Origin of the sequence: Nonomuraea sp. NPDC050540 (assembly GCF_044457485.1) — a bacterium.
Taxonomy (GTDB): domain Bacteria; phylum Actinomycetota; class Actinomycetes; order Streptosporangiales; family Streptosporangiaceae; genus Nonomuraea.
This window is the reverse complement of record NZ_JBITHA010000002.1, coordinates 724,120-739,723: the sequence shown is the minus strand read 5'-3', so window position 1 is coordinate 739,723 and position 15,604 is coordinate 724,120. Positions and strand designations below refer to the sequence as shown.

The 15,604-nt window shown below is 72.5% G+C and carries 12 protein-coding genes; 6 read left to right on the top strand and 6 right to left on the bottom strand.

Annotation, left to right across the window (positions count from 1 at the left end):
* The first annotated feature begins 19 nt into the window (after nucleotides 1-19).
* Nucleotides 20-1,003 (top strand): ketol-acid reductoisomerase, encoded by a 984-nt coding sequence (gene ilvC, locus ACIBI5_RS09780; RefSeq protein ID WP_379612253.1) that lies wholly within the window; start codon nucleotides 20-22, stop codon nucleotides 1,001-1,003.
* A 265-nt stretch (nucleotides 1,004-1,268) separates the two neighbouring features.
* Here the strand turns inward: ilvC and ACIBI5_RS09775 are convergent, their stop codons facing one another.
* Entirely contained in the window at nucleotides 1,269-2,678 is a 1,410-nt protein-coding gene (locus ACIBI5_RS09775) for an MFS transporter (RefSeq protein WP_397245053.1), read from the bottom strand.
* 102 nt (nucleotides 2,679-2,780) lie between these two features.
* Here ACIBI5_RS09775 and ACIBI5_RS09770 point away from each other — a divergent pair, with 102 nt between their 5' ends.
* Entirely contained in the window at nucleotides 2,781-5,540 is a 2,760-nt protein-coding gene (locus ACIBI5_RS09770; RefSeq protein ID WP_397245051.1) for an ATP-binding protein, read from the top strand.
* Here the strand turns inward: ACIBI5_RS09770 and ACIBI5_RS09765 are convergent.
* The gene (locus tag ACIBI5_RS09765; protein ID WP_397245049.1) at nucleotides 5,527-6,471 is read right to left on the bottom strand and encodes an EamA family transporter; all 945 of its coding nucleotides are present in this window, start codon (nucleotides 6,469-6,471) and stop codon (nucleotides 5,527-5,529) included. The two genes, ACIBI5_RS09770 and ACIBI5_RS09765, sit on opposite strands and share 14 nt — an antisense overlap.
* 42 nt (nucleotides 6,472-6,513) lie before the next feature.
* Between ACIBI5_RS09765 and ACIBI5_RS09760 the strand changes: the two genes are divergently transcribed.
* Complete coding sequence (locus ACIBI5_RS09760; RefSeq protein ID WP_397245294.1) at nucleotides 6,514-7,008, top strand: MarR family winged helix-turn-helix transcriptional regulator; 495 nt, start codon at nucleotides 6,514-6,516, stop codon at nucleotides 7,006-7,008.
* 9 nt (nucleotides 7,009-7,017) lie between these two features.
* On the opposite strand, the gene ACIBI5_RS09755 is transcribed toward ACIBI5_RS09760, so the two are convergent.
* The 4 genes from ACIBI5_RS09755 to ACIBI5_RS09740 form a co-directional block, all read right to left on the bottom strand.
* Nucleotides 7,018-7,950 carry a hypothetical protein gene (locus ACIBI5_RS09755; RefSeq protein ID WP_397245046.1) on the bottom strand — a complete coding sequence of 311 codons (933 nt, stop codon included), beginning with the start codon at nucleotides 7,948-7,950 and terminating at the stop codon, nucleotides 7,018-7,020.
* Nucleotides 7,951-8,213: 263 nt separating this feature from the next.
* Nucleotides 8,214-9,026: a CAP domain-containing protein gene (locus ACIBI5_RS09750; RefSeq protein ID WP_397245044.1), complete on the bottom strand. Its 813-nt coding sequence runs from the start codon at nucleotides 9,024-9,026 to the stop codon at nucleotides 8,214-8,216.
* 454 nt (nucleotides 9,027-9,480) lie between these two features.
* The gene (dacB, locus tag ACIBI5_RS09745; protein WP_397245042.1) at nucleotides 9,481-11,022 is read right to left on the bottom strand and encodes a D-alanyl-D-alanine carboxypeptidase/D-alanyl-D-alanine-endopeptidase; all 1,542 of its coding nucleotides are present in this window, start codon (nucleotides 11,020-11,022) and stop codon (nucleotides 9,481-9,483) included.
* Between the two features lie 79 nt (nucleotides 11,023-11,101).
* On the bottom strand, nucleotides 11,102-11,653 hold the full coding sequence (locus ACIBI5_RS09740) for an FHA domain-containing protein (protein ID WP_397245040.1): 552 nt from the start codon (nucleotides 11,651-11,653) through the stop codon (nucleotides 11,102-11,104).
* Between the two features lie 88 nt (nucleotides 11,654-11,741).
* On the opposite strand from ACIBI5_RS09740, the gene ACIBI5_RS09735 reads away from it, so the two are divergent.
* From ACIBI5_RS09735 to ACIBI5_RS09725, 3 genes are read left to right on the top strand one after another with little or no spacing between them, the layout of a single operon-like run.
* The gene (locus ACIBI5_RS09735; RefSeq protein ID WP_397245038.1) at nucleotides 11,742-12,254 is read left to right on the top strand and encodes a PadR family transcriptional regulator; all 513 of its coding nucleotides are present in this window, start codon (nucleotides 11,742-11,744) and stop codon (nucleotides 12,252-12,254) included.
* Nucleotides 12,251-12,931, top strand: coding sequence for an ABC transporter ATP-binding protein (locus ACIBI5_RS09730; RefSeq protein ID WP_397245035.1), 681 nt, complete (start codon nucleotides 12,251-12,253; stop codon nucleotides 12,929-12,931). The genes ACIBI5_RS09735 and ACIBI5_RS09730 overlap by 4 nt, the downstream gene beginning before the upstream one ends.
* Nucleotides 12,928-15,501: an FtsX-like permease family protein gene (locus tag ACIBI5_RS09725; protein WP_397245033.1), complete on the top strand. Its 2,574-nt coding sequence runs from the start codon at nucleotides 12,928-12,930 to the stop codon at nucleotides 15,499-15,501. Before ACIBI5_RS09730 ends, ACIBI5_RS09725 begins: the two co-directional genes overlap by 4 nt.
* Nucleotides 15,502-15,604: the final 103 nt, after the last annotated feature.

The window sequence follows — 15,604 nt, the reverse complement described above, 5'->3', positions numbered from 1 at the left end:
TTTTCAGCAAGTGACCGAGATCTTCTACGACGACCACGCCGATCTGTCCATCATCCAGGGCAGGGTCGTGGCCGTCATCGGGTACGGCTCCCAGGGCCACGCGCACGCCCTGTCCCTGCGCGACTCCGGCGTGGACGTCCGCGTCGGGCTGCCCGAGACCTCCAAGAGCCGTGAGCTGGCCCAGGCCGAGGGCCTGCGCGTCGTCACGCCGGCCGAGGCCGCGGCCGAGGCCGACCTCATCATGATCCTCGCGCCGGACCACCTGCAGCGCGGCATCTACGAGAACGACATCCAGCCGAACCTGCAGGAGGGCGACGCGCTCTTCTTCGGCCACGGCCTCAACATCCGCTACGGCCTCATCGAGGCGCCCGAGGGCGTCGACGTCGCCATGGTCGCCCCGAAGGGCCCCGGCCACCTCGTGCGCCGCCAGTACCAGGCCGGGCGCGGCGTGCCGTGTCTGGTCGCGGTCGAGAAGGACGCCTCCGGCAAGGCCTTCGACCTCGCCCTGTCGTACGCCAAGGGCATCGGCGGCACGCGCGCGGGCGCCCTGAAGACCACCTTCACCGAGGAGACCGAGACCGACCTGTTCGGCGAGCAGGCCGTGCTGTGCGGCGGCGTCTCCGAGCTGATCAAGGCGGGCTTCGAGACGCTCATCGAGGCCGGCTACCAGCCCGAGGTGGCCTACTTCGAGTGCCTGCACGAGATGAAGCTGATCGTCGACCTCATGTACGAGGGCGGCATCTCCAAGATGTACTGGTCGGTCTCCGACACCGCCGAGTACGGCGGCTACACCCGCGGCTCGCGCGTGGTGACCGAGGAGACCAAGAAGGAGATGAAGCGCATCCTCGAAGAGGTCCAGAACGGCACCTTCGCGCGGCAGCTGGTCGAGGAGTTCGAGAGCGGCCAGAAGGAGTTCACCCGGCACCGCGAGGAGCTGGCCGAGCACCCGATCGAGAAGACGGGCGCTCAGCTGCGGCCGATGATGAGCTGGCTGAAGGCCTGATCGCACGTTCCTGAGGGGTGGGGGGGGGGCGGCGGGGCCCCCCCCCGCCCCCCCCGGGGCGGCACACCCCCCGCCCCGGGGCGGGCGGGGCCGGGGCCGGGGCCCCCGGCGCGCCCGCCCGGCCCCCCACCCGCCCGCGCGGGGTGCGGGCCGCCCACCCTATCTAGACGCGGGGCGCGCGGCGGCGGCCGTTGTTGCGGGGGGGGCCGGCGGGCTCGCACGTTCGGGGGGGGGGGCCGCCGCCCGGCGCCCACCCCTCAGGCGTCTAGACGCTCTCCTCCGCCAGGACCGGGGTCCTGGACTGACCGGGCAGGCGCAGCGCGGCCAGGACGCCGAGCAGCGATCCGGCGGCGGCGACGTAGGCGGCGACCGCGAGGCCGTCGGCGGTGGCAGCGCGCAGCGCCTCACCGGACAGCCCGCCCAGCCCGGCGTTGGCCACGGCCACCAGCACCGCCAGCCCGGCGCCTGAGCCCACCTGGAGCGCGGTGTTGGCGATGCCGGAGGCGGTGCCCTGCTCGGAGCCGTCCACGCCGCTGCCCACCGCGTTGAACATGGCCGGGTAGATCAGGCCCATCCCCAGGCCGACGACCACGATGCCGGCCAGCACGGTCAGGTACGACCCGTCCGCCGTCATGCCCGGCCCGAGCAGCGCGCTGCCCGCCGCGCCCGCGACGAGACCGGCGATGAGCGTGGTCCTGGTGCCGAGCCGGCCGATCAGGCGTTCGCTGATCGTGTTGCCGAACGTGATGGACAGGGTCGGGCCGAGGAAGGCGACCCCGGTCTGCAGCGCGCTGAACCCGAGCACGCCCTGGAAGTACAGCGTGAGGAAGTACGGGATCGCCTGCAGGGTCAGCCCGAACACCAGGATGACCACGGCGGCGGCGCTCAGGCTCCGGTTGCCGAACAGCCTCAGCGGCATCAGGGGGCTGGAGCTGCGCTTCTCCACCAGCAGGAACGCCGCCAGCAGGACCACGGCCAGCAGGGCAGAGACGATCACCGGGGCCGAGGTCCAGCCCGCCTCCGGGCCCTGGGCGACGGCGAACACCAGGAGCGTGACGCCGGCCGTACCGGTGAGGGCGCCGGGCAGGTCGAAGGTCCGCCCGCGCTCCCGCGCGCCGTCGGCGACCAGCAGGCCGGGCGCGAGGGCGAGGCCGATGAGGGCCAGCGGCACGTTGACGAAGAAGACCCACTGCCAGCCGAGCCAGTTGGTGAGCGCGCCGCCGAGCAGCGAGCCGAGGCTCAGCCCCGCCGCACCGCCGGTCGCCCACACGGTCAATGCTCTGGTACGGGCCCTGCCGGCCGGGAACATGGTGTTGACCAGGGAAAGCGTGGCCGGTGCGAGGATCGCCCCGCCGAGGCCCTGGAGCATCCTGGCCACGATCAGCAGGGCGGGCGAGGGGGCCAGGCCGCCGAGCAGCGAGCCCACGCCGTACAGGCTGAGGCCGGCGGCGAACATCCTGCGCCGGCCCACCAGGTCCGCCAACCGGCCGCCGAGCAGCAGGAACCCGCCGAACAGCACCGCGTAGGCGCTCACCACCCACTGCAGCGAGTGCGGGGTGAACCCGACCTCCCGCGCGATGTCCGGCAAGGCGACGTAGACGATGGTGAAATCCAGGGAGGTGATCAGGTTGGCGAACGCCAGGAGAGCCAGGCTCAGCCCACGTTTCTCATTCACGGTCAAACTCCTTAAAACGGCTGGTCACCACCGTAGGAAAGGTCTACGTACCGCGAATCAGTAGGATTTCTGGGTTGGGTTACGGAACTTCGGGGGTGTCCGGTGGGCCACGTGCTGCACGGCAGGCACGCCGAGCAGGCCGCGCTCGGGGCCTTGGTCACCGATGCCCTGGAGGGACGCAGCGGGGCGCTGGTCCTGCGCGGCGAGGCGGGGATCGGCAAGTCGGCGCTGCTCGACTGGACCGCCGAGCGGGCGGCGGCGGCCGGGCTGCTGGTGGTCAGGGTGACCGGCATCGAGGCGGAGGCCGACCTCGCCTTCGCCGGGCTGGTCGGGCTGCTGTGGCCGGTGCAGTCGCGCCTGGATGACCTGCCTGAGGCCCAGGCCCGCGCGCTGCACTCCGTCCTGGGCGGTCCGGCGGCCGACGGGGCGCCCGGCGACCGGTTCAGGATCGGGCTGGCCGTGCTGACGCTGCTGGCGGAGCTGGCCGTCGATCGGGCGGTGTTGTGCCTGGTGGACGACGCGCAATGGCTGGACCGGGCCAGCACGGACGCGCTGACCTTCGCCGCCAGGCGGCTCGGCGCGGACGGGGTGGCCATGGTGTTCGCCGCGCGGCAGGAGGGGTTCGACGCGCCGGGACTGGCCGAGCTGCGGCCCGGCCGGCTCGGGGCCGATGACGCCGGCCGGCTGCTGGGCGCGTACGGGCTGGCGCCCGCGTTGCGGGAACGTGTCCTGGCCGAGTCGGGCGGCAACCCGCTGGCGTTGCGGGAGTTCGCCGCCGCCGCTCCCGAGGGTGGGCGGGGCGAGCCGCTGCCGGTGGCCGATCGGGTGCTGGCGGCCTTCCGGGCGCAGATCGCGGTGCTGCCGGAGCGGACGCAGCTCATGCTGCTGCTCGCGGCCGCCGCGGGCAGCGCCCACGTCGAGGCCGGCCCCTCCGGCTCCTACAGCCACGCCGGCTCGTCTGGCTCGTCCGGCCACGCCGACTCCTCAGGTGCTTCCGGCCACTCAAGCCCTTCTGGTGCTTCTGCGCGGGATGGGCGGGATGGGCGGGATCTGCGGGCGGTGCTGGCGGCGGGGAAGGAGCTTGGGGTGGGGCTCGACGATCTGCAGCCCGCCGAGCGCGCCGCCCTGATCCGGGTCACCGGCGCCGGGATCGCCTTCCGGCACCCGCTGATCGCCACCGCCGCCTATCGCGGCATGCCCATGGCACGGCGGATGGCCGCGCACCGGGCGCTGGCGGGCGCGGCCGACGACCTCGACACCCGCGCCCTGCACCTGTCCCTGGTCACGATCGCCCCCGGCGAGGAGACCGCGGTGGAACTGGTGGCAGCCGCCGAGCGCGCCAGGCTCCGCACCGCCTGCGCCGCCGCCGCGCACCTCTACCGGCAGGCCGCCCACCTCACCCCCGCCCCGGACGAACGCGCCGTACGCCTGGCCGAGGCCGCCACGCTCGCCCTGTCCGCCGGTGACGTGGACGTCGCCGCCGACCTGGCCGGGCAGACCCGCGCACTCACCTCAGAAGGGCCCGCTCCGGCGACGGCGGCGCGGGTGCGGGCCGCGGTGGAGCTCGAACGCGGCGACGCCGGTGACGCCGCCGCCATCCTCGTGGAGGCCGCCGGATCGGCGCCCGTGGACGTGGCGGCCGGGATGTTGCGCACCGCGGCCGACTACGCCTGGTTCGCCGGGATGCCGGACATCGTGGCCGTGGCCGCCGACCGGCTGCGTGACCTGGGACGGCCGGACCCGGCGGCGCGCGGCATGGCCGCCCTGATCTCCGGCGACCACTCCGAGGGCGTCCGCCTGCTCAGGAGCGCCGCGCGGGAGGACGGCGTACCACGGATGCGGGCCGTGCACCTGGGCTGGATCGTGGGCGACGACGACGCCACGCTCGCCGGGGCGGCCGAGGAGGTGGCCATGTGCCGCCGCTACGGCCTGGTCGGCGCGCTGCCGGACGCCCTCCAGGCGCTCGCCCAGATACAGGTCGTGGCCGGGCTCCACCGCGACGCCGAGGCGTCCGTGGCCGAGGCGGCGGCGATCGCCCGCGACACCGGGCTGCGGCGACGGGCCGGGCAGCTCGACACGGTCCTGGCCAGGATCGCCGCGATCGAGGGCGACGAGGAACGTTGCCTGGAACTCACCCGCCACTCCACCGCCACGGGCCGGGTCGCCGCCGACACGATGCTGAGCCTGCTCGACCTGGGCCTCGGACGTCCCCAGGAGGCGCTCGACCGCCTGCTCGCCGCCCGGCGCGGGCCCGGCGGGCACGCGGGCGTGCTCATGGGAGCGACCGGGGATCTCGTGGAGGCCGCCGTCAGGGCCGGCGCGCCGGAGGCGGCGCGGGAGCCGTTGCGCGGGCTGCGCGAGTGGTCGGCCGCGGGCGGGCAGCCCTGGGCGCTGTCGATGGCCGAGCGCTGCCTGGCATTGCTGACCGAGGACGAGGCTCACTTCGCGCGGGCCGTGCAGCTGCATGAAGGGACGAGCCGGCCCTTCGAGCGCGCGCGGACCGAGCTCCTCTACGGCGAGTGGTTGCGGCGTGAGCGGCGCCGCGCCGACGCGAGGGGGTTGCTGGGGTCGGCCTTGGAGACGTTCGAACGGCTGCGCGCGCGGCCGTGGGCCGAGCGGGCGCGCGCCGAGTTGCGGATCGCCGGTGGTTCCGCCGCGACGCCCGCCGCCGCGGACCTGCTCGACCGCCTGACGCCGCAGGAGCTCCAGGTGGTACGGCTGGCGGCCGACGGAGCCAGCAGCAGGGAGATCGCGGCCAAGCTGTTCCTGAGCCCGCGGACCGTCGAGTACCACCTCTACAAGGCCTATCCCAAGCTCGGCATCTCCTCGCGCAGAGAGCTGATCAGGCTCACGCTCGCTTAGCCGAGGCCAGGGGCTCGGCCGCCGGACCGGCGGGCGGCTCGGTGCGGCGGCGCGGCCGGGAGGCGCCCAGCAGGATCGCGCCCAGGACCGCCACGGCGCCGAGAAGCTGACCGGGCGACAGCGACTGGCCGAGCGCGGCCCAGCCCAGAACGGCCGCCACCACCGGGCTGAGCAGTGCGAGGACCGTGACCCGGGTGGGCGCGAGCGTGGTGACGCCGCGGAACCACAGGACGTACGCCAGCGCGGTGCCGACGAGCGTGAGGTAGGCGTAGCCGCCGAGGTTGGTGAGGGTGAAGGACGGCAGCGCGCCCTCGATCAGGAACATGAACGGCACCAGCAGAAGCCCGCCCCACGTCAGTTGCCAGCCGGTCAGCGCCAGCAGCGCGGTGGAGCGGTTCGCGAAGCCCTCGGGCGCGCCCCAGCGGCGGCCCAGTACGGTGCCCAGGGACATCACGCCCATCCCCGCGGCCGCCGCCGCCAGGCCGATCGCGTCCAGCGCGACCGTGGAGCGGAGCACGAGGAGCGCCACTCCGGCCACGCCGATGACCGCGCCGAGCATGGCCCGTCCGCCCGGCCGTTCACGCAGCAGCAGGTACGCCAAGGCGGCCACCACGAAAGGACCCAACGCCCCGAGGACCGCGGCCACGCCGCCGGGCAGCCGGTAGGCGCCGATGAAGAGCAAGGCGAAGAACAAGCCGATGTTCAGGAACCCGAGCAAGGCCGAACGCCACCACCACGCGCGTTTCGGCAGCGCCAGCCGTCCGGCGAGCAGGGCCACGGTGGCGATCAGCAGCAGCCCGGCGGGCAAGGCGCGGATGGCGGCGGCCAGCAGCGGCCTGTTCGCGGGCAGGAACTCGGTGGTCACGAGGTAGGTGGTGCCCCAGAGCGCGGGTGCGACCGCGGTGAAGGCGACAAGCCGAAAGTCTCTCATATCTAAGTATCTTAGCATTAAGCTACTTAGATGCAAGCTAATATGGGAACCGTGGACGACGTCGACCGCATCATCGAGCAGTGGGCCCAAGAGCGGCCCGACCTGGACACCCAGGCCATGGAGGTGTTCGGGCGGATCTACCGCATCTCACAGCGGATGGGGGCCCGGCAGGAGAAGGTTCATGCGCGGTTCGGGATCAGCAGGGGCGAGTTCGACGTGGTGGCCACGTTGCGACGGTCGGGCGAGCCGTACCAGTTGTCGCCCAAGGCGCTGGCGGCGTCGCTGATGCTGACCTCCGGCGGGATGACCGGGCGGCTCGACCGGCTGGAGAAGGCCGGCCTGGTCGCCCGCTCACCCGACCCCGACGACCGGCGCGGCCTCGTGATCACGCTGACGGCGCGCGGGCTGGAGGTGGCCGACCAGGCGGCCACGGCGGGGCTGGCGGCGCAGCGCGAGGTGTTCGAGCGGCTCCCGCGCCGGGAGCGGGAGCAACTGCCCGCCATGCTGCGCGACCTTCTCGCCCTCCTGGACGGCTGACCTTGGGTTTTACCTGCCGGCCCGCAGCTTGTCGTGCAGGGTCGCGTAGGTCGGGGCGAGGCGGCGCAGTGCCGTCGCCGCGGCCGGGTTGTCGCCCGTGGTGAGCGGATACTGGAAGGCGCCCAGCAGGCGGGCCTGGTCGCGGGCCACCGCGGCGGACTCCGGCAGGCCGAGCAGGCCGAGGCAGTGCGACGCGTCGGACAGGCGGCGCACGCCGACCCTGATCGCGAAGCCGGTCAGCAGCCCACGGGTCTGCGGCGGCAACCCGGACTCCACCAGGCCGGCGAGCGCGTGCACGGCCTCGGCGCCGCCGAGAGTGCCCGGTGGGACCGGCAGGTCGTCGCGTCCCGCCAGCCAGCGGGCCGCGCCGGGCAGCGAGTCGCGCAGCGCGTCCATGAACGGCACCTCGCGGACCCGGGTGAAGCCGGTGCGCAGGACGAAGCCCTCGGATTCGTAGGTGACGGACTCGGCCTGCCAGGACTTGAGGAAGTCCTCGACGGGCAGCGTGGCGTACGGGAAGCCCTCCGGGTCGTGGAGGAGGACGGTGTCGTCGTCCACGGCGAGCACCATGACGTAGTGGTCGCCGCCGGGTTCCGGGGAGTAGGTCAGCAGTTCCATGTCGAGCGGGCCGGCCAGGGCGGGGCCGCCGGTGGCGCGCAGGCGGGCCAGGGCTTCCGCAGGGGTGCCGCCGGAGGTGCGTACGCAGGTCCAGCCGAGCGCGTCGATCGCCGTGTCCAGGCCGATCTCGGGGTCCCAGGCGTACGGGTCGAAGAAGGGGGTGTCGCCGCCGATGAGCTGTGCTCCGAACGCGGAGCCGGTCAGGGTTTCGATGACGGCCACGGGTGGCGCGTGCTCGCCGAGTGCCATCGCGAGCGAGTTGCTGTAGCAGTAGGGGCCGGAGCCCAGGTAGGTGAGCATGCCGGTCAGTGAACGGCCTGCCACGGTGTGAGGGTCAAGTCCGGCGGTCCGCGCCGCCCGCCGTACCGCTGAGGGGGAGTGGCGGCAGGGTGTCCGGGGGCGCGGACCGCTTGAACGGCCCTCCGGCCCCTGTGCGGCAGGGGCGGCGAGGGCGCGGGCCCGCCCCCGATCCCTGTGCGGTAGGGACGGAGGGCGGGCCCGCATGAAGGGGAACGCCTGGGCGAGGTGGGATTCCGGCGCTTCGCGCACGGAGGAGGCCGCCCGGCGCTCCCGTGGCTGGGGCGGGGTCAGCGGCGGGCGAAGACCTGGGTCCAGTGCGGGCCCTTGGGGTCCTGGCCGGCGCCGATGTGGGTGTAGTTGCAGTTCATGATGTTCGCCTTGTGGCCGGGGCTCTTCATCCAGCCGTCCACGACGGAGGCGGCGGTGCGCTGGCCCATGGCGATGTTCTCGCCCCACGCGCTCATCGAGCCGAACCCGGCGGCCTTGATGCGGTCACCTGGGGAGCGGCCGTCCTGGGAGGTGTGGGAGAAGTAGCCCTTCGCGGCCATGTCGGCCGAGTGGCCCCTGGCCGCGGCGTTCAGCTTGGGGTCGTGCGTGAGGGGCTTGCAGCCGCCGGCCGCACGGGCGGCGTTGGTGAGCTTGACGACCTCTTCCTCCACGGCCGAACCGACGCCGCCGCCGTTCGTGGGGGTGGGTGTGGGAGCCGGGGTGCCCGTGGGGGTGGGCGACGGCGCGGGGGTGGTGGGTGTCGGGGTCGGGGTGGTGGAGCACGACAGCCGCACGGGCTTGGACCTGCTGGTCTGGCCGGTGGAGTCGAGGGCGATCACGTAGAAGGTGCGGGGGGTGGTGGTGCAACGGATTCCGGCCACGATGCTGCCGTTGGTGATGACCTTGGAGCCGCTCTTGACGGTGCGGTCGGGGCCCGGACGGGCCTGCTTGATCCGTACCCGCAGGCGGGCGGGGTCGTCGCAGCCCTTGCGCGCGGCAGCCCCGCGCACCATGCCCTTGCCGTCGATGTACGGCTTGGCCGCGACGATCTGGCAGAGCTCCGCGCCGGTGGTGGGGGTGGCGGCGTGGGCGGCGGTGACGGGAGTGCTCAATGCCGCCAGACTTCCGAGGCAGGCAAGTGCCTGGAGCTGTCTGCGCACGTTGTCCTCCGATGGGGGGTTAGACGCTGCTTCGAACCCGCATTCTGGTGCGCACACATCGGGCATGTCCCGAAAAACCATCCTATACCTGGAGTCCCAGGTGTCCCATTCGTAACAAAACTCCCCCGCACCTGGGTAAACCTAGATCCCCGGCCGCGCGTCTCCCCCGAATTGGGATTACGGCAAGCCGCCCCACCCCCACCCGCCGCCGTGCGCGGAGGCCGATCGTGGGGATCGCTTCTCACGTCGGACGTGGTCCCCGCCGCAACGGCCCGCCTCGACCGGCCGGCAGGGCGGGCGTAACGGCGGCCCGCCAGGCGCGGCCTGCCTGCCGTGACCCTGGAATGCCCCCAGCCCCGTGCGGGGGGTGGGGGCGGGGTGGCTTGCCGTAACGGATGGAGGGGGGTCAGCAGACGGCGGGCTTCAGCCAGGAGCACTCGAGATCGCCGGACGGCGAGGGGCTGGACGAACGGAGCTCAGCCGACGTCGTGGGGTTGGTGCGGGAGAACTGGGCCAGGCGGATGGCGATCTTGTCTTCGATGTCCTTCGGGGCCCCGGACAGGTACTGGTTGAGCATGATCGAGAACACCAGCGGCTCCCCGTCCGCGCTGGTCACATAGCCGGACAGGGAGGTGACGCCGGTGAGCGAGCCCGTCTTGGCGTGGACGTTTCCGGCGGCCGGGGTGCCGCGCATGCGGCTGCGCAGCGTTCCGCCCACGAAGCGGTCCTGCTCGCCCGCGATCGGCAGCGAGTCGTAGTACGCGGGGAACCACGGCTTGGCCCGCACCGCGCTCAGCAGCTGCGTGATCGACGTGGGCGTGAAGGCGTCGCGGCGGGACAGGCCGGAGCCGTCGCGCATGTTGAGGACCTGGGCGCCGTTGGCCTTGGCGAAGTCGGTGGCGACCTTGAGCCCGGCCGGCCAGGTGCCCTGTCCGGCGACCTTGCGGCCCATCGCCTTGACGAGGATCTCGGCGTGGATGTTGTTGCTCAGCTTCATGAACGGCACCAGCAGCTCGTTCAGCGGCATCGACTCGTGCTTCGCCAGCTCGGCGGCGCCGGAGGGCGCGGCGGCGGAGGTGGTCGGGCCGAGGACCTTCACCCCGTGCTTGGCCAGCGCCTTGCGGAACAGCGTGGACACGTAGGCCGTGGGGTCGTCGACCGCCACCCACTCGTCGTACGGGCCGGCCACGGTGCCGGTGATGACGACGGTCCTGGTGCCGTGCTGGCGTTCGATCAGCACGTTGGTCTCGGCGCCCACGGTGGCCCGGTTGACGATCTTGAAGTAGTCCGTCTCGGGCGTCGTGGAGACCTTCACCGCCGAGCCGTCGGCGGCGACCGAGACGACGATGGAGCCGGCGTCGTAGTCGCGGTCGGGGGAGGCGGTCAGGGCCGAGATCGGCGCGGCGTAGTATGCGGTCTCGTCGTCCCAGGCCCAGTCGTTGCCGAGGCGCTGGCCGTCGAACCAGGTGTCGTCGGCGACGAGCCTGCCGGTGACGAGCTTGATGCCCTTGCCCGCTACGGCGGCGGCCAGGCGGTCGTAGTCCTCGGCGAGGATGGTCGGGTCGCCGGTGCCGCGCAGGACGAGGTCGCCGGTGAGGACGGAGCCGACCTTGCGGCCGGAGGACAGTACGGAGGTGGTGAAGCGGTAGTCGAGACCGAGCGTCTCGGCGGCCGCGGCGGCGGTGAACAGCTTCGTATTGGAGGCGGGGGTGAGTAACTTGCCGGCGTCGGTGGCGTAGAGCTCCTCGCCGTTGGCCGCGCTCTTCACCACGACGCCCGCGCGGGCGACGGTGAGGCGGGAGTCGGCGAGGATCTTGTTGATGTCGGTGGCCAGGTCGGCCACGCCGGCGGCGGGGTCGAGCGCGGTGGCCGGTGTGGCGGGTGAGGAAGCCCACGCGAGGGCCGCGACGAGCGCGCCCGCGGCGAGGGAGGCGGAGGTGCGCCGCATGTGATCTCCAAAGAGCTGAGAGGACTCGCTCGGATCATCGAACAGCGCGGGAAGCCTGTAATCCGCAAATATCCGTATTTTAGGCGGAGGGTTGACCCGAGGTCAGAAGGAAGCCGCAGTCGCCGAAGGAGATCTCGTCACCCGAGCGTACCTTCGCCGGGCCCACCAGGCGCCAGCCGTTCAGCCGGGTGCCGTTGAGCGAGCCCAGGTCGACCAGCATCCATCCGCCGTCGTCCTCGCGCCGCAGCTCCGCGTGGATGCGTGAGACGGTCAGGTCCGAGAGCACGAGGTCGCAGGCCGAGCCGCGGCCCACGACGTAGCGGATCCGCTCATCGTCCGGCAGCGCCAGCCGGGGCAGCCGCGGACGCCGCCACGCGGCCTGCACGCGGGTCGTGAGGTCGGACACGGCCGAGACCATGTCGGTGAGCCGCTGCCGCAGGGTGGCTCTGCGCGGCAGGTCGGCGACCAGTTCGTCGAGCTCGTAGCGGTTCTGCGCGCGCAACGCCTGATCCACCCTGCCGACGAAAGTGTCGTGAGAGATGCGTCCCTCGACTGCGCGGTCACGGAGCTCGTTGATCGCGCGATCACGTTCCCCGTCGGATGCGCGGAACGGGGGATGCGTCGAGCTCATTCCCTGAGTATCGGCCTGAGGAGCGTTCCCTGTCCAGAATACGCGGATCTCTTGCGATACGCATACTGAGTATGCATACTCAGTATCCATGTCGATCAGACACGGAATGCTGGCACTCCTGAGCGCTGGGCCGCGTTACGGCTACCAGCTCAAGCAGGAGTTCGAGGCGTCGACGGGGGCGACCTGGCCCCTGAACATCGGCCAGGTCTACACGACGCTCTCGCGCATGGAACGTGACGGACTGGTCGAGCCCGGCGGCGCCGACGACCAGGGGCGATCCGTCTACACGATCACCGAGGCCGGTCGGGAGGACCTGGAGCGATGGTTCAGCACCCCCGTCGCCCAGTCCGACCGGCCTCGGGACGAGCTCGTGATCAAACTGGCCATGGCCGTCGCCGCCCAGGACACGGACGTGGCCGGCGTCATCTTCACCCAGCGCGCCGCCACGATGCGCGCGCTGCAGGAGCTGACCAGGGCCAAACGGGCCCACACCGGCGGGCTCGCACAGCGGCTCGTCCTCGATTCGACGATCTTCAAGGCCGAGGCGGAACAGCGCTGGCTGGACCACTGCGAGGCCGTTCTCAAGGAGAAGAAGGCATGACCGTGGTGAGTCTGCAGGACGTGGCCCGCGTGCACGAGGGGGTGCACGCGCTCAACGGGGTGAATCTCGACGTCTCGCCCGGCGAGCTGGTCGCGGTGATGGGCCCGTCGGGCTCCGGCAAGTCGACTCTGCTCAACCTCGCCGGCGGGCTCGACCGGCCCACCTCGGGCCGCGTCGTGATCGAGGGACACGACCTGGCCGGGGTGAGGGACGTGGCCGCGCTGCGGCGGCGTAGCGTCGGATATGTCTTCCAGGACCTCAACCTCATCCCCGCCCTCACCGCGGCCGAGAACGTGATGCTGCCGCGCGAGCTCGACGGCGTGCGCACCCGGCAGGCCCGAGAGGAGGCCCTGGCCGTGCTGGCCGAGGTGGCGCTCGACCACATCGCCGAGCGCTTCCCCCAGGAGTTGTCCGGCGGCCAGCGCCAGCGCGTGGCCATCGCCCGCGCCCTGGTCGGAGAGCGCCGCCTGCTGCTGGCCGACGAGCCGACCGGCGCCCTCGACACCGCCACCGGCGACGAGATCCTCCAACTGCTCCGCGGGCGCTGCGACGCCGGGGCGGCCGTCCTCCTGGTCACCCACGAGCCCCGGTACGCCGGCTGGGCCGACAGAGTGGTCTTCCTGCGCGACGGCGAGATCGCGGACTCGACCGCGGTCCCGCTGGAGAGCGCCCGATGAGCGCCTTCCGCGCCGCGCTGCGCATCTCACGAAGAGACAGCCTGGGCGCCAAGGGGCGCAGCGCGCTGGTCATGGTGATGATCGCGCTGCCGGTCTTCGTCTTCACCGCCCTGCTGATCGGCATCGACACGAGTCAGGTGAGCTTCCGCGAGGGCCTGGCCACGCGACTCGGGTCGGCCGACGCCCAGATCATCACGCAGCACACCCGCGGGCCGGTCGTTCAGCACGTCTCCGGAGACCTCGCCTCCTTCGCCGACGACGACGCGGACGCCGAGCTCGGCGAATGGAGGATCGAACAGCTCGCGGCGATGGTGCGGGGCCGCCTGATCACCTACGACAACGGCTCGGTCGACGTCCGCACGGGCGTGACCCACATGAACGTGTCCGCGCTCGAGATCGACCTGCGCGACCCCATGACCCGCGGCATGCGCGAACTGGCCGCGGGCCGCTTCCCCGCGGCGCCCGGCGAGGTCGCCGTCTCGTCCGCGCTCGCCGGCAGAGGGATGCGGCTCGGTGACACCCTCCAGGTGAGCAGGCGGTACCGGCCGGTGAAGGTGGTCGGCGTGGTCACGCACCCGTTCGAGCCCCACAGGACCGAGCTCGTGGCCCCGCGCGGCACCATCCTGTTCGACAAGCGCGACGGCCAGGGGACCGGCTTCCTCCTCGACGCCGACGCCCCGGTGCTCTGGCCCGCCGTGGAAAAGCTCAATCAGGCCGGCCTGGCCGTGCACTCGCGCGCCGTCATCACCGACCCGCCGAGCGGCACGTCCTTCGAGCGCACGTTCAGCGGGCCGGACGACCGCACCGTGATCAACGTCATCACCCTCGGCGCGGGCGTCGTCATGATCGTGCTGGAGACCGTACTGCTGGCCGGGCCCGCCTTCGCGGTCTCCCTGCGGCGCCGGCGCAGGGAACTGGCCGTGTATGCCGCCCAAGGAGCCTCGCCCGGCCATCTGCGTACGATCGTCCTGGCCGACGGCCTCCTCCTGGGCGGGAGCGCGACCGTCGCCGGCCTCGTGCTCGGCCTCGCCGCGGGCGTGGCGGGACCGTCGATCATGCCCTTCGTGTCGACCGTGGGCCCGATCGACATCCCATGGCTGTACGTGGCGGGCATCGCCCTGCTCGGACTGGCCAGCGGCGTCATCGCCGCCCTCGTGCCGGCCGTCCAGGCCGCCCGGCAGTCCCCCGCCGACGTGCTCGCGGGGCGCGAGGACGTCATGCCGCGCGAGCGCGCCGGCAAGCCCGTGCTCGGGCTGGTCCTCGTGCTCGCCGGTCTGGTCGCCACGTACTTCGCGCTCCGGTCGTTCTACACGATGGTCCTGGCCGCGGCCGTACTGGTGCAGCTCGGGCTGGTCGCCCTCATGCCCTGGCTGGTCCGCCGCAGCGCCGGCCTGGCCGCGCGGCTGCCGCTCTCGCTGCGCCTGTCCGTCCGCGACGCCACCCGCCATCGCGTCCGTACGGCTTCCGCCGCCGCCGCGGTCATGGGCGTGACCACCACGCTGGTGGCGGTGGGCATCGCCTTCACCAGCCTGGACGAGCAGTCACGCGACAGTTACGACGCCAGGATGCCCGTGGGCACGGTCTCCGTCTCGGCGGTCACCGCGGACGACCGGGGCTGGGCGGAGCTCCGGGCGTCGGTGGAGAAAAGGTATTCGGGGACGACGTTCGTCCCCGGCTACGCCGTACGCACGAAGAAAGGCAGGATCGGCAGGCTCGGGCTTTCTGATCCTGTGAAGGTCTGCAAGGAGTGTCCCGACGCTTTCATCCTGCACGACGTACCTGTCGGTGACGCGGACCTGCTCGCCCTCGCCCTGGGCCGCAGAGACGCCAAGGCCGAGGCGGCTCTGGCGGAGGGGAAGGCGATCGTCTTCCACCCCGAAGCGGTGAAGGACGGCCGGGTGGAGCTCGACTTCCTCGGAGAGAGCGGCGAGGCGGCGCCGAACCTGTCGGTGCCCGCGGTCACGGTGCGTCCGCTCGGCCAGATGCTCAACGGAGCGCTGGTCCCGCCCTCCGCCCTGACCAAGGCCGGTTATCAGGTCAGCCCCCGCAGCCTGTACGCCGCCTACACACCCGCCGACCCGACGGCGTTCAAGAAGGAGCTGGAGTCGTTGACCTGGGGCGCCGACGCCCGGGTGGAGACCGGCTACCGCAACGACTTCGAGGCTTTGTTCTGGGCCATGGCCGTGGCGGCGCTGGTCCTGGCCCTCGGCGGCACCTTCGCCGCCACCGGGCTGGCGGCGGCCGACATGCGCCGCGACCTGGACACCATGTCGGCGGTGGGCGCCCCGTCCGTCACCAGGCGGCTGGTCGTGGCCACACAGGCCGCCTACATCACGCTGCTCGGCACCGTGGTGGGCCTCGGGGCGGGGACGGTCACGGGCATCGCCTTGGCCTGGTCCGAGCTCTCCAACAGGTCCTTCGGCGAGGAACCGAAGTCGATGAGCCTGAGTCAGATCGCCATCCCGTGGACCCTGCTGGCCGTCACGGTGATCGTCCTGCCCGTGGTGGCGGCGATGATCGCCGGGGCGGCCACCCGCACCCGGCTCACACTGTCGCGCCGCATCGCCTGAGTTATCCCCAGAACCCCGTTCGGTCCCTCGGCCCCCTCTGCCCGGCTGTCACAGTCGGTCACCAACCGGTGACACCTGGCGGAGGGGGTTCTAGCATGATGAC